Here is a 19,598-nt window from a genome sequence, read left to right as displayed (position 1 = left end):
GCGCCGAGCGCCTCATTTCACCAACTGTCGGTAGTGGGACGGCTCCACCGATTGAGGTGATTTCGCAGCTTCACCCTTTACGGGGGATCCGGGGCACCTTGGCGCCGATCCAGACGGCGACGACGACGAGCAGGCCGATGCCGACCAGCCATCCCCACAACCCCTCCGACACCGGGCCGAGCCGTCCCAGCGGGTAGCCTCCGGGGTTGTCCTGCTGCTGCAACTGCGTCACGTAGGCGATGATCGCGCGCTTGTCCTCGGGGAGCAGGACCGCGTCGGAGAAGACCGGCATCTGCTGCGGACCGGTCAGCATCGCCTGGTACATGTTGCGCGGCGACGTGTGCATCAGCGACGGCGCGTAGCGCCCGTTCGGCAACGCGCCGCCCCGCCCGGCGAAGTTGTGACAGGCCGTGCAGTTGGTCCGGAACAGCTCGCCGCCGCGGACGATGTCCGACTCCGTCGCCTTGCTCACGTCGTACGCCTCCGGAGGCGGGATCGCCGGGCCGGGGGCGAGCGAGGCGACGTACGCCGCCAACGCCGCGGTCTCCTCCTCGGTGTAAACCGGTGGCTTCTGCGGGATCTGGGCGCCGGGCTGGGCCGCCGGCATCCTCCCGGTGCTGACCTGGAAGTCGACCGCGGCCGCCCCGACCCCGATCAGCGACGGGCCGGCCTGCCGTCCGTCGCCGTTCGTCCCGCCTTCGGCGTGCAGTCCGTGACAGCTGGCGCAGCCGACCGCGAAGAGCCGGCGCCCTTCCTCGATCTGCTGGGACTGCGGCCCATCGGCACCGGCCGCGCCGTTCGGCACCACGGCGGAGTACGCCAGGCCGACCAGCACCAGCGCGGCCACCAACGCGACGGCCTTCATCGCCCCGTGCCTGCGCAGCGGTCGCCGGTCAGTCGCCTCGCCCATCTGTCTGCTCACTTCTTGTCGCGCTTGGCCTGGCGGCGTGCGCCGGCGGCCCGGGTTGACGCGTCCTTCTTCAAACCACCAGTGGTCTTGGTTGCGCGCGGCGGTCCGTCGGCGGCGCGCGCCGGGCGGGACGTCGTGCTCCTTGCCGCCGGAGCGGGGCCGGCCGCAGTCGTCTTCGACGCCGCGATCCGCTCGCTGCGCAGTTCGTTCGCGGCCCGCCGGGCGGCCGTCGCCACCTCCCTGCTGACCCGCGCCAGCGCGTCCTCGAAGAGCTCGGCCTTGCCGCGGTCCCGCTGGTTCGTGGGATAGGCCATGCCGCGCCCCCCGGCCGTGGCGACGGACAGGCTGGCGCCGCGGCGGTAGTTCTTCACGTACTTCGTGCGCGCCCGCCGGATCCGCTGGTGCAGCTCCAGCAGCTCGTCCTCGTCGAGCGCGCCCAACGCGTCCCGATCCGTCTCGGCGATCAGCAGCCGCTCGGCATCGGTCAAGGAATTCATCAGCGCTTGGTTCACAGGAAGCCTCCTGCGTCGGAGACGACGTCTCCTTGTTTCATGATCAGTGCGAAGGCGGTCTCGGGTGCGGCCAGGAGCTGGATGTCGTCCAGCGGGTTGCCGTTCACGAGGATCAGGTCGGCCAGTGCGCCCTCCTCGACGACACCGAGGACGCCCGGATATGGATTGCGCGCACCGGACAGCGCCAGGAGCTCGGCGTTCGTGACTGTCGCCATGGCCAGCACCTCGGCCGGTGAGAACCAGCGGGTCAGCTTCGCGAGCTGTTTGCCCTGCTTCGCGGCCAGGGCGGGCTCGAACAAGGTGTCGGTCCCCCAGGCCACGCGGACGTCGTGTTTCCTGGCCAGTTCGTACGCCGTCTCGGTGCCGACCACCATCTGCTCGAACTTGGCCTGGCTGTGCGGCGGCACCGCAATCGCGTCCTCGTCGTCCAGGAACGGCTGGAGCGACCACCAGACGTCGTTCTCGGCCATCAGTTGGACGGTGTCGTCGTCGAGCAGCTGACCGTGCTCGATGCATTTCACCCCCGCCCGGATCGCCTGCTGGACGGCCCGGGGCGTGTAGGCGTGCACCATCACGTAGGTGCCCCAGTTCTCCGCGGCGTCGACAGCCGCGCGCAGCTCGGCCTCGGTGTACTGCGTGACGTCCAGCGGGTCGTACGCCGACGCGACGCCGCCGCCGGCCATCAGCTTCAGCTGTGAGGCGCCGAGCATCAGCTGCTCCCGGGCCGCCTCGAAGACCGCGTCCACACCGTCGGCGATCCGGACGGCGCCGACGAGTTCCGCGTGACTCAGCTGACCGGCCCGGCCGCGCGGGATCTCGTGCCGGGAGCGGAAGTCGCCGTGGCCGCCGGTCTGCGAGATCATCGCGCCCGACGGGAAGATCCGCGGACCGGGGACGAGGCCGGAGTCGATCGCCTGCTTCAGGCCGAACGACGGGCCGCCCGCGTCGCGGACCGTGGTGAAACCCCGCAGCACCGTGTCGCGAGCCGTCGTGGCCGCGAGGATGTGCAGGAATCCGACGTCGCCGGTCATCGCCAGGGCCAGCGGCGCGGCGGCGAAGAGCGAGTGCCAGTGCGCGTCGATCAGTCCCGGAATCAGAGTGCGCCCCTCCCCCGCGATCACGCGCGCGCCGGCAGGCACCTCGCCCCCGGCGTCGATGCTCTCGATGATCCCGTCACGCACGACGACCTGCGCCGGGTCGCCGACGCGGCCGTTGCGCACGTCCACGACGCGCACCTCGCGAAAGACGATCGGCAACTCCCGGTCCGAAGCCACGACGGCACCCTTCTTCTGCTCACCTCGAACAGTAGGACCAGTTCGCGCCCGGCCACTCACCCGATATGGAGGATGATGAATCCGTGGACAGGCTGTCCGTGCACGAAGAACTCGAGCGTGCCCGTGCGGACTTCCGGCGCCTGGTCGAGTCGTCGGACGACGACCTTCTGCGGAAACCGTCCAACGGCACGCGCTGGAGCAACCGCGAACTGCTCTTCCACATGCTGCTGGGCTACCTGATCATCCGAGCACTGCCCGGGCTCGTCCGCGTTTTCGGTCGGCTACCGCGCGGGGCCAGCCGCGGCTACGCCCGGCTGCTGAACGCCGTGACCCGCTCCTTCGACGAGATCAACTACCTCGGCTCGTACGCCGGCGGGCGCACCCTGAGCCCCGCCCGCATGGTCGCCCTGTTCGACCGCGTCGTCGACAAGCTCCACCGCCGCCTCGACACCGAGACCGACGCGGACCTGGAGCGGGGTATGGTCCCCACCCACCACGTCTTGTCTCGCCACCAGCAGCTTGACGACACCCCCGCGCCCTTGACCGAACGGCGTTGCGGTTACCCGGGCGGCAGTTCGGTGAGGAGTTTCTCGATGCGGGCGCGGATCTCGTCGCGGACCTGACGGACGACCTCGATCGGCTGCCCGGCCGGGTCGGTCAGCTCCCAGTCCTCGTACCGCTTGCCGGGGAAGACCGGGCAGGCGTCGCCACAGCCCATCGTGACGATGACGTCGCTGCTCTTGGCGGTGTCGTACTCCAGCAACTGCGGCACGTTGCCGGTGATGTCGATCCCGACCTCGCGCATCGCCTCGACCGCGACCGGGTTGATCTCGTCCTTCGGCGCCGACCCGGCCGACCGGACATCGACGGCATCCCCGGCCAGCTGCCGTAACCACCCGGCAGCCATCTGGGACCGACCGGCATTGTGCACGCAAACGAACAGAACCACAGGCTTGCTCACTGTCCGACTCCAGACTCTGTGCGCGCTGCCACGACGTTCATCAGGGCGCGGCGACCGGCGCCGGAGCGGACAGCAGTGCGGACAGCCAGCGCAGGCGGTCGGGCATCGGCCAGTAGTAGACCCAGGTGCCGCGGCGCTCGCAGTCGACGAGGCCGGCTTCGCGGAGCACGCGGAGGTGGTGGGAGATCGTCGGGCCGGACACCTCGAACTGCGGCGTGATGTCGCAGACGCACAGCTCGCCGCCGGCCGACGCGATGATCGACATCAGCCGCAACCGGATCGGGTCGGCCAGGGCCTTGAACACCGTCGCGCCCTCCGCGGCCGCGGCCGGATCCAGCGCCGCCTCCGAGATCGGCGCGCAGCATCCGCCGCCGGTCACGAGCGAGATCTCCTGTTTCGACATATATCTATCTTGACTCTTGTCGAATCAAGAGGCAAGGTGGGTGACGTTGATTAGATGAACATCAAGTCAAGGCCACCGGCACCCGGCGGGCCGCACCTGATGCGCTGACCACCCCTGCACACCTGGAGAACCCTATGAACACCACCACGCCAGACCTGCCGGTCGTGGTTGTCGGCGCCGGGCCGATCGGCCTCGCCGCGGCTGCGCAGTTGTCCGAGCGCGGGCTCGACTTCATCGTCCTCGAGGCCGGCCCCTCGGTCGCGTCCGCGATCGACGAGTGGCGGCACGTGAAGCTGTTCAGCCCGTGGCGTTACGACATCGACCCCGCGGCTCGGCGCCTGCTGGAGCAGGCGGGCGGCTGGACCGAGCCGGACCTCGACACGCTCCCCACCGGCGGCGACCTGATCGACAGCTACCTCGCCCCGCTGTCGAAGACCGCGACCCTGACGGACAAGATCCGGTACAACTCCCCGGTCGCAGCCGTCACCCGCGTGGGCTTCGACCGGATCCGCACCGCCGGCCGCGAGAACGCGCCGTACCTCGTCCGCCTCGCCGACGGCACCGAACTGCTTGCCTCCGCGGTCGTCGACGCCGCCGGGACCTGGCGCCACCCGAATGTGCTCGGCGGCTCGGGAATCCCGGCGCGCGGCGAGCAGCAGGCGGCCGCGTTCATCTCACCGGCCCTGCCCGACGTCCTCGGCCGCGACCGGGAGCGCTTCGCAGGCCGCCGTACGGCGGTTGTCGGCGCCGGCCACTCGGCCGCCACCACGCTCCTCGACCTGGGCGAGCTCGCCGAGCAGGTCCCGGGCACCGAGATCGTGTGGGTCGTGCGCGGTTCCGACCAGGCGCGGACGTACGGCGGTGGCGACGCCGACGAACTGCCCGCGCGCGGCGCGCTCGGCAGCCGGCTCCGCGCCCTCGTGCAGTCGGGCCGTGTCGAACTGGTCAGCTCGTTCCGGATCGAGTCGATCACCACGAACGCCCGGATCGAACTGTCGGCCGGGGACCGCCGCGTCGTCGCGGACACGGTGGTGAACTCGACCGGCTTCCGGCCCGACCACGACATCGTGTCCGAGCTACGCCTCGACCTGGACCCGATCCTCGGCTCGACCCGCGCCCTCGCGCCGCTCATCGACCCGAACCAGCACTCCTGCGGCACGGTTCCGCCGCACGGCGCCGACGAGCTCGCCCACCCCGAGCCCGGCTACTACGCCATCGGCGCGAAGTCGTACGGACGGGCCCCGACCTTCCTGCTCGCCACCGGCTACGAACAGGCCCGCTCGGTCGCCGCCGCGCTCGCCGGCGACTGGGACGCCGCCCGCGACGTCCAGCTCCACCTGCCCGAGACCGGCGTCTGCTCCTCCAACCTCGCGTACGGCGGCTCCGACGACGAGGCCGGCGGCTGCTGCGGCCCGGCGCCCCAGGCCGTCTCCGCGCCGTCCAGCCGCGGCCTGGTGACCGGCATCAGTGGAGGTCTGCTCACGGTCATCGACGACAAGCCCGCCAGCCAGTCCGGTTGCTGCGGCTGACAATCAGTTCAACCGAGTGGCGGAGGTTCGTGCCGTGGGACGGTGCCGCCGGCCGGGGTGACGTCGCGGTGATGGGCGCGATCCTCGGCGTGGTCGCGTTCGGGCTCGCGCTCCGGCCGGTCAAACCGTTCCTGATCGCGTCGCATCCGGCGCGGCGACCCTGTGGCTGGTCGTCGTCGCCGGCGCGTTCGGGATGGTGAAGTTCGACTGGCTCACCTGGTGGACCGGCCGCCGGTGGGGCCTCGGCATCATCAAGATGTTCACGACGAGCGAGCGCGCCGTATGCAACCCTCCTGAAACGCCTCCTCAACCGCCGAACCCGCTGACGTCTACCGGCCTAAACGGTCAGGATGGATGTGAGGTCGTCGGGGGCTTCGTTGTAGACGGCGTGGCCTACTGGCAGGTCGTGGACTTCCCACGTGGGGTCGGTGCGGAGGCGTTCGTACTGGCTCTGGAACGGCGTGGCCTCCCACGCTGAGGCGTGGATCAGGGTTCGTCGGGCCACCCGATCGATGCCGTCGCCGAGCCGGAGTCGTTGGAGGAACGAGGCGACGGGATGTGGCCGCCTCCTCGGGTCCGTGTCGGCGGACGGAGCCACTGTGCGGCCGTCCGCCCCGACCCCCGCGATGATGCGGTCCCGGTAGTGGTCGTTGGCCAGGTCCCACCAGGAGTCGCCATCGGCCGGCACGAAGGCGTCGCAGAAAACGAGCCGATCGACAGCGCGCTCGGATCGGTCCGCGGCACCGGCGATCACCAGCCCTGCATAGCTGTGGCCGCACAAGGTGATCGGCCCGGGGCCGCAGCTCTCCAAGGCCGCGAGCACTCGATCGATGTGGGTGTCCAAGTTCGCCCTGACGCCGTCGGGTGACGGATCCGGCTCCAGGCCGTCGAGCGTGACGGCGACGGTCTGATGACCGGCTCGCCGCAGCCGGGCCACGATGCCGTCCCAGGCCCACGCCCCATGCCAGGCTCCAGGTACCAGGACAAAGGTCCGCTGCTGGTCTTCCGTGATCATGAAGCAAGACTCCACTCGCGCCCGGTGGCGGTCCACCGTTACGTGGCCACTTGATGCCTGTTGCACGCCAACCTCGACCGCACCGCCCGACCGATGCGGAAATGTGACGTCACCACGGGCCAATCCAATGCGGGAGCCGTATCAGTCGGTCGTCTCGTCGCTCTTATCAGTGAGCACGAATGCGTGCCGACAACCCCCGGGGGTGCAGCATCATGGCGATTCTTCTGGATCCGCCGACCGGCGGACTTGCGCCGGAGACGGACGTCACGTTCCACTACGGGCGCCGCGTGTTCTGGCTGATCGCGGGCCTCGCCGTCTTCGGGGTCGCCGTGGCTCTGCTCGGCGATCGGCTCGGGGACTTCCTGCCGGACGCGTTCTGGATCGTGCTGCTGTTCGTCACCATCCTGCTGACCGGGATCGTCCTCCTCGCGGCCGCTCGCATCGAGGGGCGCACCATCCCCGTCTGGGCCGGACGGATCCTCGCGCGCCTCGAGAACCTGCCCTATTGGTTCGCCGTACTGCGCTGGGCCGCGCTGGTTCTCGCCGCGCTGACGGCCGCACACTTCGGCGCCGCGGCGAGTCTCAAGGATCAGTCGACCTCGATGGTCGACATCGAACTGTCCGGCAGCAGCAGCGCGTGGAGGGACTGCGGGTGCGACGCCGCGTTCACGCGAGCCGTCCAGCAGGACTTCTGGTTCATCATCTCGTACGTTCTCCTGCTCGCCCTCCTGGTCTTCTGGGCCGGCGCGTACTTCCGCCTGCCCGCGCTGCGCCGGGCACGCATCACCGTGCTCATCTCGGTCTTCGTGGCCGGCGCCTTCGACATCGTCGAGAACATCCTGATGCTGTCCGCCGGATCGTCGAACCGGGCGTGGCAGTTCGTCGCGATCTGTGCCTGGGTGAAGTTCGCCATCCTGCTCGTCGCCGTCGTCTACGTCACGGCCGGCGCGTTCGCGTGGTGGTCGACGCCGCGCTGGGTCCGGCTCGCTTCGTGGGCACTGCCCAGGTACGCGCGCAAGGCGGCCGCCACGGTCGCGAAGGAACCACCTTCGCAGGAGGTCACCCAGCAGGCGGAAGGCAAGCAGACGCAGCGCGGCACCGCCCCGCTGGGTACGGCGCAGTACGGCATCGCCCTGTCCGGCGGCGGTATCCGGGCATCCTCGATCAGCCTCGGCGCACTGCAGGCGCTCGACGACGGCGTACTCGGCTGGTCCGGGGCGCGCGCGGTCACCGCCGTGTCCGGAGGCTCGAACCTGGCGGCGGGCTGGAGCATCTCCCGCTCCAGCTACGAGACCACCGACGGCGGGAATCCTGCCCGGATCGGTCCGGACGCGCTGAACCCGGTGCCGTGGGAGTGGCAGGACAGCGGGTGGCTCACCGCGGAAGAGCGGCATCTCGTCGACAACCTCGGGTACCTCGCATCGAACGAGCCCCGCGGCTCCGACACCGACCCGGCGGCGACGAATGCGACCAGGAAGGCCGAGAGCGCGGCGAGCCAGGCGTCGTACCGGCCGGCCGTGTTCGCGACGATCATCGCCGGACTGACCGTCAACGTGGTGGTGCTGCTGAGCATGCTCTGGGCGATCACCCGGCCGGTGGGCTGGGCGCTGCGCGCATTCACCGGCGAGGACGGCACGCTGCCGAAGGGCTCGATGCACGACCTCGTCAAGGAGCATTCGCTCGCGCTGCCCGGAATCGTCTTCCTGGTCGCCGGATTCGCCGTGCTGCTGCTCTGGGTGCTGGCGGGCCGGCTCCTCATCGGCACCGCCCAGAACCAGGCGTGGGCGCGACTGACACTGCGGACTCTCAAGAGAGCCGCGTACGCCGCGCTCGCCATCGGGGCGTTGCTCGCCCTGACGATCTGGGCCTTCGTCGAACTCGTCGGCGCGGTCGCCTACCTGTCCTTGCCCGCGCTCATCGCCACCGCGGCTGCCAGCGCCGGTGTCGTGGGCTCGGTCGTCCGGATTCTCCGGAAGCCGGCCGCCCGCTTCGCGCCCAAGCTCGGCGGGTTCGCGTTCATCGTGGTCGCGCTGGGTCTGGCAGCGCTGTCGACCTGGACCGCAGCCAAGCACGGGGTGACCTGGTCGGGGAACGACCTGGTCAGCTGGCAATCGGGCTGGAACTGGGTTCTGGCGGTCGGGCTCGTGGTTCTGGCGGTCCTCGGCCCCAGCCCCGAGACCTGGGCGCTGGCGCCGTTCTACCGCGGCAAGCTGCGCCTGGCCTACGCGACCTACCGGACCGCCAACGCGGACGGCGACGCCACTGTGCATCCGTACGAGAACGACGACGTCGCCGGCGCCGACCAGACGAAGCGTGAGCCCGGCCTGTTCGCCTTCAACAACGGCACGACGGCCGTCCGTACGCCGCTCGTGGTGTGCACGACCAGCACCGTGAGCTCGCGCGCCGTCCGGACCCACTACGGCACTCCGGCGCTCAGCGTGACATTCGATCCCGAGCGGACCACGTTGCACCTGCCCCAGGACGGACGCGGCAACACGCTGGAGTTCGCCGCGTCCACCCGGGTGCTCGACCGGCTCGGCGCGAAGCTGCACAAGCGGATCACGACGATGATGGCGGTGGCCATCTCCAGCGCCGCCGTCTCACCGGCGATGGGCCGGTTCCAGATCGGGCCGACCAGCATGCTGCTGACGTTCTTCAACATCCGGCTCGGCGTCTGGATCGCCAACCCGCGGTTCATCACCCAACTCGAGGCCGCGAACCTGCAGGACGCACCCGACCTGCGCTATCCGAACACCGGGCTCGGCTACCTGTTCAAGGAGTTCTTCGGGATCCACGACCTGGACGACCCGTACCTCTACCTGACCGACGGCGGCCACTGGGAGAACACCGGCCTGGTCGAACTGCTCCGGATGTCCGAGATCACCGAGATCGTCTGCGTCGACGCCGACTCCGGCCCGGGCGACGCGACCACGTCGCTCGGCAAGGCGATCGCGATCGCCCCCAGCGAGTGCGACATCCGGATCGACATCAGCCTCGACCCGCTCCGGGCGGCGCCGAGCGGCTCCCGCGTCCCGGCGTACTCCCCGCGAACCGTCAACATCGGCTTCTTCACCAAGGGTGCCGGCACCTTCACCTACGACACCCCGGTCGGCGTCCTGTGGTACGCGAAGCCCGGTCTGGCCAAAGAGATGCCCGCGGCCCTGCTCGCCTTCCACGAGCGCTACCCCAGCTACCCCAGGGAATCGACCCTCAACCAGTTCTTCGACACCGCGAGCTTCGTTGCCTACCGCAACCTCGGCCGCTACAACGCCCGCGAGATCCTGGTCGCCCGGACGAAACTCCGGGAAGCCCTCGACGAACTCCTCACGATGACCGCCACCGATCTCGACGAGTGCCTGAAGATCATGGCCTGCGCCGCGACCACCCACTGGGCCGTCACCGAACTCTCCCGCGCCGCCCGCAGCGCGGTCCCGCCCGGCTCCCCCAACGCATCCCACCTCGTCCTGGCGTACTGCCAAGCAGTGCGAACCTCCCTGGTCTGACGCGGGAGCCCGGAGGCTGACGCGTTCCGGGCTCCCTGGTGCTCCACCTGGCTGGAGGGGATGTCCAGGCAGAGCGTTCTGCTACGGGTCGATCACGATCGTGCAGGTGTACGTACCGGGCCGCAGGTTGGACGCCGTGGCCGAGCCGTCACCGTTCGCACCGGTGCTGCCGCTCGCCACGGTCCCGCCACCGGGACCGGTGCAGACGATCGTCGACGCCGTACCGCCGTTGATCTGCGAGTCGACCGAGACCGCCAGGTTGGTCAGCGGGGTGTTGTGGAAGGTCGCGGTCTCACCGACGTACGGCGAGCCGGAGCAGGTCGCGACGTTGTCCACCGTCACGGACTGCGACAGCGGACCGTCGGCGGCGTAGCCGGCCGGGAGCGTCTCGGTCACCGTGTAGGTACCGAACTGCAGGGCGTCCCAGCAGACCTGGCCGTTGGCATCGGTGATCTTCGGATTGGCCCCGTTGATCGTGAAGGTCACGCCGGACTGCGGGTGGTCACCGGATCCGTCCGCCGCGTGCTTGCGCAGCTTCGTGACCTTGATCGCGCCACAGTTGGCGAGGTTCAGCGGCGTCGGGGCGATGAAGTCCTTCAGCGCCGCGGTGAACGAGTCGGACGAGCGGCTCTTCAGGTACGCCGTACCGAACGACACACACGGGTCGCCGCCGCCGAGCGCACTGAAGTTGACCGAGGCCTCACCGAACGTGCGGGCGGAGACGTTGCCGAGACCGTCGGACTCGGCGGCCGGGATCGGCGAGGTGTTGATCGACCCGGTCGCCAGGCCGGCGGTGGTCAGGTTGACCTTCTTGTCCCAGCACGGCACCGAGTTCGACGCCTCGCACTTGGTCTTGTCGACGGTCTCCCACCGGGACAGGAACAGCTGCGGGTTCGTACCTCCCTGGGCCAGGTCGTACTGGATCAGTACGTCGCCCGCTGTCCGGACCGGCGTGACGCCGTTGCCGCTCAGCGTGAGCGACTTGTTGAACTCGAAGTCCATGTTGGTGGTACCGGTCGGCTCCTGCACACGGTGCCAGAACAGGTGCAGGAAGTCCGTCGTCGCGGTGTCCTCCAGGTACACGCCGAAGTTGAGCAGGTCGCTCTTCTGCGGCGGGATACTGCCGTCGACCACCTGCGGTACCGGTGTGTCCTCCTTGGTGCCCTGGCCGAACGAGTCGTCGGTCTGGCCGCTCGGCTTGTCCGCCTTCCGCGTCTCGGCGACGTTCGCCCAGTCGAGCGATCCCGCGTCGTCGACCTTGAGGTTGGCGTCGGTGTCGATCTCGAAGTTGCTGCCCGGCAGGCTGACTTCGGGATGGGATGCGAGCGCCGGTGACGCGATCAGAGCACTCGCCACCAGCATCAGGCCCGCGGCCAGTACCAACGGCCGGCGTGTCCTAAGTGTCGTGCCGGCATCCGGGCCGGCTCCCAGCGAAGACCCCATCTCTCCCCCTCGGAGATCCAGGTCCCGGCCCGTGTCTCGGACCGGGCAGTCTCCTCACGGCGAGCCGTACGTAGTCCCCACCCTACGCAGCCCGTGTGTGCCCCGAATCGCCTGCCGAGCAGGCCCCCCAGGCGAGGTCGCGCACCAGGCTCCCCGAGCCGGCCGCGTCGCCAAGATCCCGCTGCCGACGTTACGCCCGGAATCCCTTCAGAACAACGGTTTGCGGCCCAGCTACTCCCCCGGTACGACCGGCCACCCGACGTGGTCCGCAAGCCCATGCACGCGCAGAAATTGAACCTTCCGGCAACTACCTCGCACCGCCCCCGGGGCGGCGTGCCGAGCACCTCGTTGGAGGCCTCGGTGGACGACGGGTGGGTGTAGATCGCGTCGCGCAACTCACGCGCGGTCACGTCGTGACGCAGCGGGCGCGACCTCCTCCTGCTCCCGCACGGTGACGCGCACGTCCTTCGCCGAAGCCTTCCGCACCGCGCTGGGAACATCCCCTTCCACCCACCGCAAGAACGCCACTTCGGAACCGCCGACCACCTCGTGAACCCCTGCTGCGGATGAGGACCTCAGCCGAGGACCTTCTCTGCGCGTGCGACGTCGAGCTCGACGCGCTCTGGCGGGAATCCTTTGAGGATCGACTCGTGCACCTGGTCGACCACCCAATGCGCCTGGTAACTGAGCCTCGTCTCCGGGGTGAGCTGGGCGAGTTCCGCGTCGATCTGATTCATGTCCGACTGCATCTGCAGGAGCGCGTAGCGCCGGTCGCCGCGTGCGACGCCGGAGTTCCAGTCGACCACGCCGCTGACGTTGCCATCGGCATCGAAAAGGACGTTGCCCGGTGTGTAGTCGGTGTGCACGAGATCATCGCCCGTCATCCGGAAGGGCTGCCCGCCGTCGGCCTCGAGGAGCCGCTCCAGCAGTCGCCGGCCTCGTCCGCCCAGCTGCCCGACGGTGCGCTCGAACGCGCCGTACCCCGTCCTGCCGCCGGGGAACGCTCGTGGCCGGGGCACGCGTGGATGGTCGCGGAGCAGATCGGCAAAACGGTTGTTCATCGCAACGAACGCGGCACTCGTGGTCGAGTCGAGCGCGTCCACATGCCGGCCCGGCAACCTCTCCTGCACAACGACGACGTACCCATCGGCCAGCTCCACCACCAACTGATGCTCCGGAACGGGCAGACCTCGGCGGCGTACATCGTTCAGCACAGTCGCCGTCTGCCGCATGATCGGCAGCCTCGTCCGAGTTCGCGTCATCGCGGCCGCACGCCCATCCGGCCACGCCACGAACGCCGCGCTACTGGTGCCGCCGACCTGATCCGCGATCCCGGTCAGCACCAACCCGCTGCCAGTCCGCGCGTTGACCTCTTCGATGACGGCGGCCGGCGCCCACGGATTCTCCGAAAGCCGAAACTCGACCTTGTGTGCCATCTCGCGCCCTTCCTCGTCACACACCGGCCGACACATTCTTGACGAGCCACCGCGCCAGCGGGCGCAACTGGGCGAACGCCGCAAGCACTCGATCCGCGGCAGCCGGGGTGTGCACCCAGTCGTCACAACCGAGCGCCCGCGACGCGATCACCGACCTGTGCCGCAGCAACTCCGCCCGCGGATGATCCACCGGATACCCACGCAACGGCCGCTTCAGCAGATCCCCCGAGATCACGAACCCTTCCCGCTCGAGCCGCCTGAGGATGGCAACCAGCCGACGCCCGGTACCGGCGTCCGCCACCGCCGCCCGATACCGCTCGATCTGCTCCGACGGCGCGTACCACCACGCCAGGCCGACCTCCACCCCGTCGAGATCGAACCGAATCCCCAGCTCGACGTTCCGGGCCAACCGGACAATCGCACTCTGCCGCTGCCATGCCTGCAGCAGTACGTCGCCGTACCCCCACACCGAGAAGTCCTCGTACGCCCGATCCGCGGCGGCCACCACGTCGAGCAACTCGACCATCGGCCGCCGCACCAGCTCCTCCCGCTCCCGCCGGCATTCCTCCCGAAGCCCCGCCGAAGGCTCCCCCTCGAGCCGCAACAACACGTCGAACGCGTCACGCGGCCATCCCTCGAAACCCCCGGTCACGCCAACCACCCTAACGAGGCGACCGGGTCCTTCAGCCGAGGGCGGCCGGGGATTCGGCGTGCGGGATGAGGAGGCGCGGGGCGCCGGAGCCGTCGGCAGGGACGGTCCAGACGTCCGAGTCGCCGGCGGCGCGTGGTACGGCGTACCCGATGGTGTTCGGGTCCAGCCAGGCGGGCTGGTCGTCCACGCTGCGGGTTTCGGCCAGGGGCGTTCGCGCGCCCGAGGACAGGTCGAGCACGGACAGCCGCCAGCCCTTCGCGGGATCGCCGTCGACCGCCGACTTGAACGCGATCCGCCGGCCGTCCGGGGACAGCGACGGACACTCGACGTTCTTCGCGACGGTCCGCACGGTCTTCGCCGCGATGTCGCCTTCGACCAGGTACCGGTGCCCGCCGGTGGACATCGTGGCGTAGAAGTGGTTGTCGTCGGCGGTGAAGGTGATCCCCCAGAAGTTGAGGTCGGGAGCTGTGTAGGGCTGGCCGTCCAGCGTCACCGAGAGGAACTCGAGCGAGTCGACCATGTCGCCGGACCCCAGGTCGATCAGCCCGGCGCGGGTGGAGAAGCGGCCGTGGTTGTAGGAGTCGCCCGCGACGAACACGGTCCACGCCACCAGCCGCCCGTCGCCGGACACCCTGGTGCGATTCGGCACCCCGACCAGCGGGATGGCCTTCGCCACGTTCAGGCTCGGGTCCAGGATCGCGATCTGGAAGGTGGTCAGCGCGCCGTCCTGACGCAGGCAGGTACCGGTGCCTCCCGCCGCGTAGACCCGTAAGCAGGTCAGCGCGGACACTGAGCGCGGCCCAGCCGGATCGTCCTTGGCGATCAGCGCCAGGTGACCCTTGCTGTCCGGTGCCGTGCTGCGGAACATGATCCGCGGGCCTGTGAGGCTCAGCGTGTTGGCCGCGGCCACCGTCGTACGGTCGCGCGCGGTCGTGAGTACGCCGTACCCGACCGCGACGGTGGTCAGCACAACGGCCCCGACCACGGCGAGCACCGTCCGCCGGGTCATGCCGGCTGCTCCGTTGCGGAGATCCCACGCAACAGGAGGCCGACCACGAGCAAGGCGACCGCGACCAGCGCCGCAGCCACCTGGATCGCTGTAGCGGGGCCCCACACCGTCCACGCCAACCCGAACAGCACCGATGACACCAGGTACGACAGCGCCTGCCCGGTCTGGATCAGCGCGATTCCCGTCGTCCGTACACCGCTCGGCAGCACCGGCCCGGCCAGCGCGATCAGTACGCCGTCCGTGGCGGCGTAGAAGACGCCGTACAGCGTCAGTACGACGACTAGCAGCGGCCACCCGCCGAGCGGGCCGAACAACAGCAGGTACACCAGCAGCAAAGCGGAGTAACCAGCCAGCACCACCTTCTGCCGGCCGATCCTGTCGGCCAGCACACCCAGCGGTGCGGCGAGCAGGAGATAGGCGAGATTGGTGCCGACAGCAAGCAACGGGAACCAGCCGACGCTCAGCTCCTCCCGCCGCTGCAGCAACAGGTAGACGAAGCCGTCGCCGATGGTCACCGTTCCGGCCAGGCAGGCCGCCAGCACGAGCCGTCGTACCGGCGCGATCCGCAGCAGATCGCCCAGCGCCGTCGGCTTCACGACGCTCTTCGGCGGCTGCGTGCCGCGGCGATCCCGGACGAACAACACCAGCACGAGGACACCGAACGCCGCGATGCAGAAGCTCGCCACGAACACCGCGTCGTACGCCTGCGCCGTCGCCGCCAGGATGCCCAGCGCGACGAGCGGTCCGGCGAACGCTCCGACGGTGTCCATCATCCGATGCACCCCGAACGCGCGGCCGTAGTACTGCGGCTGCGTGGACAGGGTGATCAGCGCATCCCGGGGTGCGGTCCGCAGGCCCTTGCCCGTCCGGTCGATCGCGATCACCGCACCGATCGCGCCGACGGTGCTGCCGGCCGCGAGGAGGCCGAGTTTCGCCACCGCCGAGAACCCGTAGCCGAGTCCGGCGACGAACTTGCGCCGGCGCGTCCGGTCGGCGACGTACCCGCCGACGAGCCGCAACAGAGCGGTCGCGCCGGTGTAGGTGCCGTCGACCACGCCGTACGCCGCGGGGCTCAGGTGCAGGCCGATCATCAGGTACACCGGCAGCACCGCGGTCACCATCTCCGACGAGATGTCGGTGATCAGGCTGACCGCGCCCAGTGCGAGGACATTGCCGCTCACCAGGAACAGCGATCGCCGGCGGGACGGGCCCGCGGTGTGCGGACGGTCGATCGAGGACAGGTACACGAGGATCACCTCCGGGGCGATGGGGACCCCGCTCGCGACCGCGCCGCGAGCGGGGCCGGTGATCAGTTCCAGACGTTGGTGATCTCCGCGGCCGCGTTCAGGTGCGTCAGGCCGTACGCGCTCTCGATGGTGCTCAGGACGTTGTAGTGGTTGATCTGGTTGGAGAAGCTGCCCACCTGGGTGTGCGCGCCGACGAAGGCGGTGAAGATGTGGTTCGACGACCCGCCGTTGTCCTCGTCGAAGGTGATGATGAGCAGGCTGTTGTGGGTCTTGGCCCAGGACGCGTACGCGCTCAGGTTGTTCTTCAGCCAGGTGTCACCGGTGCCGACCGAGCAGTCGTGCATGTCGTTGCACATGTTCGGGCTGACGAACGACACGGTCGGCAGGCTGGCGTAGTTGGCCGAGCTCGGGAAGACGGAGTACCGCAGGTTGCTCGCCGCGGGCACGGTGCTGAAGTTGACCCAGCCGTTGTGCTTACGCCGGTACTCGCCGCTCGAGCAGCCCGTGTAGCCGTCGGACGGCATGCTCTCGGAGTAGCCCTTGAACGTCTTGCCCGCGCTGATCAGCTGGCTGCCGAGGTTGTTGCCGCTGAAGGTGTGCGGGCAGCTGTCGTCGGTGACGCCTTGGGTCTTCCCCGAGAAGATCGCCAGGTAGTTGGGCTCGCTGGGATGCGTCACGCCGTACGCCTGGGTGAACTTGGCGCCCTGGCTCGCCAGGCTGTTGAACGTCGGGGCGCTGGAGCTGCCGTTGATCTGCGAGTACGCGTGGTTCTCGAACATCACCAGCACGATGTGGTCGAAGACCGGGACGGCGGCCGCCGCCTGCGCGGTGGACGAACTGCCGTGAACGACCGTCACCGAAGCGACGACAGCAGCCGCAGCACACACCACGGCCGCGATGCGCTTGCGTATCACGATTCCTCCTCACACGATGGGGTGGCTCCGCTACTCGGCGGAGCCGGCACCCATCGTGTGAGCCGCCGGCCGACCTGGCCCGAATACCGCAAGCACCTCAGATGTGCGCGAGGTAAACAAACCGCCATCACTCTCAGAAACTCCTTCGTCGCACAAGGAGATCAGCTGCGCTTGGTGGCTTGACGTGGCCCGGTTTTCCATCGTGCTATGAGCTAAGGCGACGTGGCGCTCGGCCCGGGCCGGAGAGTTGGGCAAGGTGTCCATGGCTGGGCGCGCGGGAGTTCCCTCGATCTGGACGGCCACCAGGCTGCATTTACCGGCAGATCTCGGCCGCAGAGCGGCAGCCGGGGTCCTGGTCGGCGTGGCCTACTACCTCGGCGCGCGCCTGGGCCTCAGCCTCTCGCTGGTCGAGCAGAACGTCACGCCGCTGTGGCCGCCCAGCGGCATCGCACTGGCGGCGTTCCTGGTTCTGGGCAGGTCGATGTGGCCGGGCGTCGCGCTCGCAGCTCTGGCCGTGAACCTCCCGATCAGTGCCGGTTTCGTACCGGCGCTGCTCACCGCCTTCGGCAACACGATCGCGCCGCTGGTGGCGGCGACCGTACTCGAGCGAACCGGGTTCCGGCGTCAGCTCGATCGCCTCCGGGACGCGCTGGGGATCGTCTTCCTGGGCGCGCTGGCCAGCATGACCATCAGTGCCACCATAGGCTCCGTCACCTTCATTGCCTCGCAAGGCACCGGTCAGCTGGCCTCTGCGTGGGCGGTCTGGTGGACCGGGGACGCGATGGGCGTTCTCACCGTCGCTCCGTTCCTGCTGTGTATCCCGCTGTTCCGGGAGCTGGAGCCGTGGCCGGCCGCACGCTGGCTCGAAGCCGCGATCGTCCTCGCGCTCACCACGGTGGTGACGATGTGGACGACGTACACCGACCCGCAGCTGATGTTCCTCGTGCTGCCACTGCTCGGCTGGGCCGCGTGGCGTCTGCAGCTGCGCGGAGCAGCGCCCGCCGCCCTGACGGCCTCGCTGATCGCGACCTGGTCGGCAGCGCACGGACTCGGCCCGTTCGCGGGGAGGTCACTGCTCGCGCAGATGCTGACACTGCAGGCGTTCAACGCCACCGTCGCGCTCACGTCGTTCCTCCTCGCCGCGCTCGTGAGTGAGCGGATGCGGTTCATCGGCGCGCTGATGGCCGCGGCTGCCGAGCTGGAGGAGCGCGTCAGGAGTCGCACCGCGCAGCTGAGCCTCGAGGAAGCGCGGGCCCATCGAGAGCACCAGATCGCGGAAACGCTGCAAACCAGCCTGCTGCCGGACCGAATGCCCGACATCCCCGGCGTGGCCGTGGCCGCCCGCTACGTTCCGGCGACCGCTGACCTGCACGTCGGCGGCGACTGGTACGACGTGATCCAGCTGCGCGGCGGCCTGATCGGACTCGTCATCGGTGATGTCGCCGGCCACGGTCTGCAGGCCGCGGCCGCCATGGCCCAGCTGCGGATGGCGGTCCGGGCGTACGCCGTCCGCGATCCCTCCCCCGCGGCGGTGCTGCACGGTCTGCACGAACTGGTCCGCGAGCTGCCGATGGCCGAGATGGTGACGTTGCTGTACGTCCTGTACGACCCGGCCGCCGGCACCGTCCGGTTCACGAACGCCGGGCATCCACCCGCCCTCCTGGTCGACGGCGCCGACACGCGCTACCTGGACGGCGGGTCGGCGCCGCCGCTCGGCGTACTCGCGCGTTGGGACCATGCCGAGGAAACGCAGCAGCTACGGCCCGGAGCGACCTTGCTGCTCTACACCGACGGGCTGATCGAGAAGCGCACGGAGTCGATCCAGGACGGCCTCGATCAGTTGCTCGCCGAGGCTTCCGCTGTCGCGGGCTCCGACCTGGGCGCGCTCTGCGACCATCTCCTCAAGGCCCTCCCGGAGGACGGCCAGGTCGCCGACGACATCGCGCTGATCGCACTCCGGCCCTTGGTGCTGGCCGGAACGCCGCTGTCCCTCGAAGTCCCCGCCGACGCACGGGTGCTCTTCCAGGTCCGGCACGCGCTGGGCCGCTGGCTCCGCGAATCAGGGGTCGGCGACCGCGACGCCGGCGAGATCACGATCGCCTGCGGGGAGGCGTGCAGCAACGTCGTACGCCACGCCTACGGAGCCTCGTCCGGCGACCTGCAGCTCGAAGCGAGACTCCTGGACGGCGCCGTCGAACTGACAGTCCGCGACCACGGCCGCTGGCGCCGCCCGGCAGACCGCGGCGGTGGCCTGGGCCTGACCCTGATTCGCGGCCTCATGACCTCCGTCGACGTCGCCACCGACCTGAACGGCACGACGATCCGCATGCGGCACACCGTCGGGGTAACACGATGACCGAGTACGAGGTCGTCGACGTCCGAACGACCGATGACCGCCAAGTTGTCAGACTCTACGGCGAAGTGGACCTCACGAACGCGATCGAAGTCAGAGAAGCGATCAGCGACATCGCGTCCCCCGACGCAACCACCATCACCATCGACCTGACCCCGACCACCTACCTCGACAGCTCCGGCATAGCCATCCTCTTCCACCTCGCCGAACGCCTCAACGACCGCCGCCAGCAACTCCGCCTCGTCGTCCCCCCGAACTCCCCCCTGCAAACCGCCCTCGACCTGACCAACCTCCCCCGAACCATCCCCGTCCTACCGACCCTCGACTGACCCACGGCGTAGCACGCGTGGGTCTTCTCGCGAGCGCGTGGTAGATGTGCGCCCCGGAACGACGGGTGCGGACGAGAGCCGCGCAGAGAAGCCGCTGCAGGTGGCGCC

17 protein-coding genes and 1 pseudogene are annotated in these 19,598 nt (G+C 69.5%); 6 read left to right on the top strand and 12 right to left on the bottom strand.

From position 1 onward, the window contains the following. Positions 1-70 precede the first annotated feature (70 nt). Genes AB0L64_RS40865 through AB0L64_RS40855 form a run of 3 tightly spaced genes read right to left on the bottom strand, consistent with a single transcriptional unit; the run spans position 71 to position 2,696 of the window. Positions 71-910 carry a c-type cytochrome gene (locus tag AB0L64_RS40865; protein WP_363718452.1) on the bottom strand — a complete coding sequence of 280 codons (840 nt, stop codon included), beginning with the start codon at positions 908-910 and terminating at the stop codon, positions 71-73. 8 nt (positions 911-918) lie between these two features. Further along, on the bottom strand, positions 919-1,407 hold the full coding sequence (locus tag AB0L64_RS40860; RefSeq protein WP_363718450.1) for a hypothetical protein: 489 nt from the start codon (positions 1,405-1,407) through the stop codon (positions 919-921). Positions 1,408-1,418: 11 nt separating this feature from the next. After that, the gene (locus AB0L64_RS40855) at positions 1,419-2,696 is read right to left on the bottom strand and encodes an amidohydrolase family protein (protein ID WP_363718448.1); all 1,278 of its coding nucleotides are present in this window, start codon (positions 2,694-2,696) and stop codon (positions 1,419-1,421) included. Positions 2,697-2,779: 83 nt separating this feature from the next. Here AB0L64_RS40855 and AB0L64_RS40850 point away from each other — a divergent pair, with 83 nt between their 5' ends. Continuing rightward, positions 2,780-3,319: a DinB family protein gene (locus tag AB0L64_RS40850; RefSeq protein WP_363718446.1), complete on the top strand. Its 540-nt coding sequence runs from the start codon at positions 2,780-2,782 to the stop codon at positions 3,317-3,319. On the opposite strand, the gene AB0L64_RS40845 is transcribed toward AB0L64_RS40850, so the two are convergent. Then, positions 3,256-3,603, bottom strand: a complete 348-nt coding sequence (locus tag AB0L64_RS40845) for an arsenate reductase ArsC (protein ID WP_363718444.1) — start codon at positions 3,601-3,603, stop codon at positions 3,256-3,258. The two genes, AB0L64_RS40850 and AB0L64_RS40845, sit on opposite strands and share 64 nt — an antisense overlap. Before the next feature lie 94 nt (positions 3,604-3,697). After that, entirely contained in the window at positions 3,698-4,060 is a 363-nt protein-coding gene (locus AB0L64_RS40840; protein ID WP_363718441.1) for a metalloregulator ArsR/SmtB family transcription factor, read from the bottom strand. Positions 4,061-4,194: 134 nt separating this feature from the next. Here AB0L64_RS40840 and AB0L64_RS40835 point away from each other — a divergent pair, with 134 nt between their 5' ends. Continuing rightward, positions 4,195-5,589 carry an FAD-dependent oxidoreductase gene (locus AB0L64_RS40835; protein WP_363718439.1) on the top strand — a complete coding sequence of 465 codons (1,395 nt, stop codon included), beginning with the start codon at positions 4,195-4,197 and terminating at the stop codon, positions 5,587-5,589. 29 nt (positions 5,590-5,618) lie between these two features. Beyond that, positions 5,619-5,789 (top strand): hypothetical protein, encoded by a 171-nt coding sequence (locus AB0L64_RS40830; RefSeq protein ID WP_363718437.1) that lies wholly within the window; start codon positions 5,619-5,621, stop codon positions 5,787-5,789. A 137-nt stretch (positions 5,790-5,926) separates the two neighbouring features. Here the strand turns inward: AB0L64_RS40830 and AB0L64_RS40825 are convergent, their stop codons facing one another. After that, positions 5,927-6,604 (bottom strand): alpha/beta hydrolase family protein, encoded by a 678-nt coding sequence (locus AB0L64_RS40825; protein ID WP_363718435.1) that lies wholly within the window; start codon positions 6,602-6,604, stop codon positions 5,927-5,929. A 2,157-nt stretch (positions 6,605-8,761) separates the two neighbouring features. On the opposite strand from AB0L64_RS40825, the pseudogene AB0L64_RS40820 reads away from it, so the two are divergent. Continuing rightward, positions 8,762-8,998, top strand: a pseudogene (locus AB0L64_RS40820) (hypothetical protein); the annotation flags it as partial. A 1,190-nt stretch (positions 8,999-10,188) separates the two neighbouring features. Here the strand turns inward: AB0L64_RS40820 and AB0L64_RS40815 are convergent. The 6 genes from AB0L64_RS40815 to AB0L64_RS40790 all read right to left on the bottom strand — a co-directional run bounded on the left by AB0L64_RS40815 (position 10,189) and on the right by AB0L64_RS40790 (position 16,808). Next, on the bottom strand, positions 10,189-11,550 hold the full coding sequence (locus AB0L64_RS40815; RefSeq protein ID WP_363718433.1) for a prealbumin-like fold domain-containing protein: 1,362 nt from the start codon (positions 11,548-11,550) through the stop codon (positions 10,189-10,191). A 575-nt stretch (positions 11,551-12,125) separates the two neighbouring features. Then, positions 12,126-12,986, bottom strand: coding sequence for a phosphotransferase (locus tag AB0L64_RS40810; RefSeq protein ID WP_363718431.1), 861 nt, complete (start codon positions 12,984-12,986; stop codon positions 12,126-12,128). A gap of 16 nt (positions 12,987-13,002) precedes the next feature. Continuing rightward, the gene (locus tag AB0L64_RS40805; RefSeq protein ID WP_363718429.1) at positions 13,003-13,638 is read right to left on the bottom strand and encodes a DUF2461 family protein; all 636 of its coding nucleotides are present in this window, start codon (positions 13,636-13,638) and stop codon (positions 13,003-13,005) included. A 31-nt stretch (positions 13,639-13,669) separates the two neighbouring features. Beyond that, on the bottom strand, positions 13,670-14,647 hold the full coding sequence (locus AB0L64_RS40800) for a hypothetical protein (protein WP_363718427.1): 978 nt from the start codon (positions 14,645-14,647) through the stop codon (positions 13,670-13,672). Continuing rightward, the gene (locus AB0L64_RS40795) at positions 14,644-15,894 is read right to left on the bottom strand and encodes an MFS transporter (RefSeq protein ID WP_363718425.1); all 1,251 of its coding nucleotides are present in this window, start codon (positions 15,892-15,894) and stop codon (positions 14,644-14,646) included. The genes AB0L64_RS40800 and AB0L64_RS40795 overlap by 4 nt, the downstream gene beginning before the upstream one ends. A gap of 62 nt (positions 15,895-15,956) precedes the next feature. After that, positions 15,957-16,808 (bottom strand): alkaline phosphatase family protein, encoded by an 852-nt coding sequence (locus AB0L64_RS40790; RefSeq protein WP_363718423.1) that lies wholly within the window; start codon positions 16,806-16,808, stop codon positions 15,957-15,959. Positions 16,809-17,070: 262 nt separating this feature from the next. On the opposite strand from AB0L64_RS40790, the gene AB0L64_RS40785 reads away from it, so the two are divergent. Together AB0L64_RS40785 and AB0L64_RS40780 are read left to right on the top strand one after the other, a co-directional pair. Beyond that, a complete protein-coding gene (locus tag AB0L64_RS40785) occupies positions 17,071-19,164 on the top strand; it encodes a SpoIIE family protein phosphatase (protein WP_363718421.1) in 2,094 nt (697 codons plus the stop codon). Continuing rightward, positions 19,161-19,490: an STAS domain-containing protein gene (locus AB0L64_RS40780; RefSeq protein WP_363718419.1), complete on the top strand. Its 330-nt coding sequence runs from the start codon at positions 19,161-19,163 to the stop codon at positions 19,488-19,490. Before AB0L64_RS40785 ends, AB0L64_RS40780 begins: the two co-directional genes overlap by 4 nt. Positions 19,491-19,598: the final 108 nt, after the last annotated feature.

The organism is Kribbella sp. NPDC051936 (genome assembly GCF_040680955.1).
Taxonomy (GTDB): Bacteria; Actinomycetota; Actinomycetes; order Propionibacteriales; family Kribbellaceae; genus Kribbella.
This window is presented reverse-complemented; position numbering and strand designations above follow the sequence as displayed.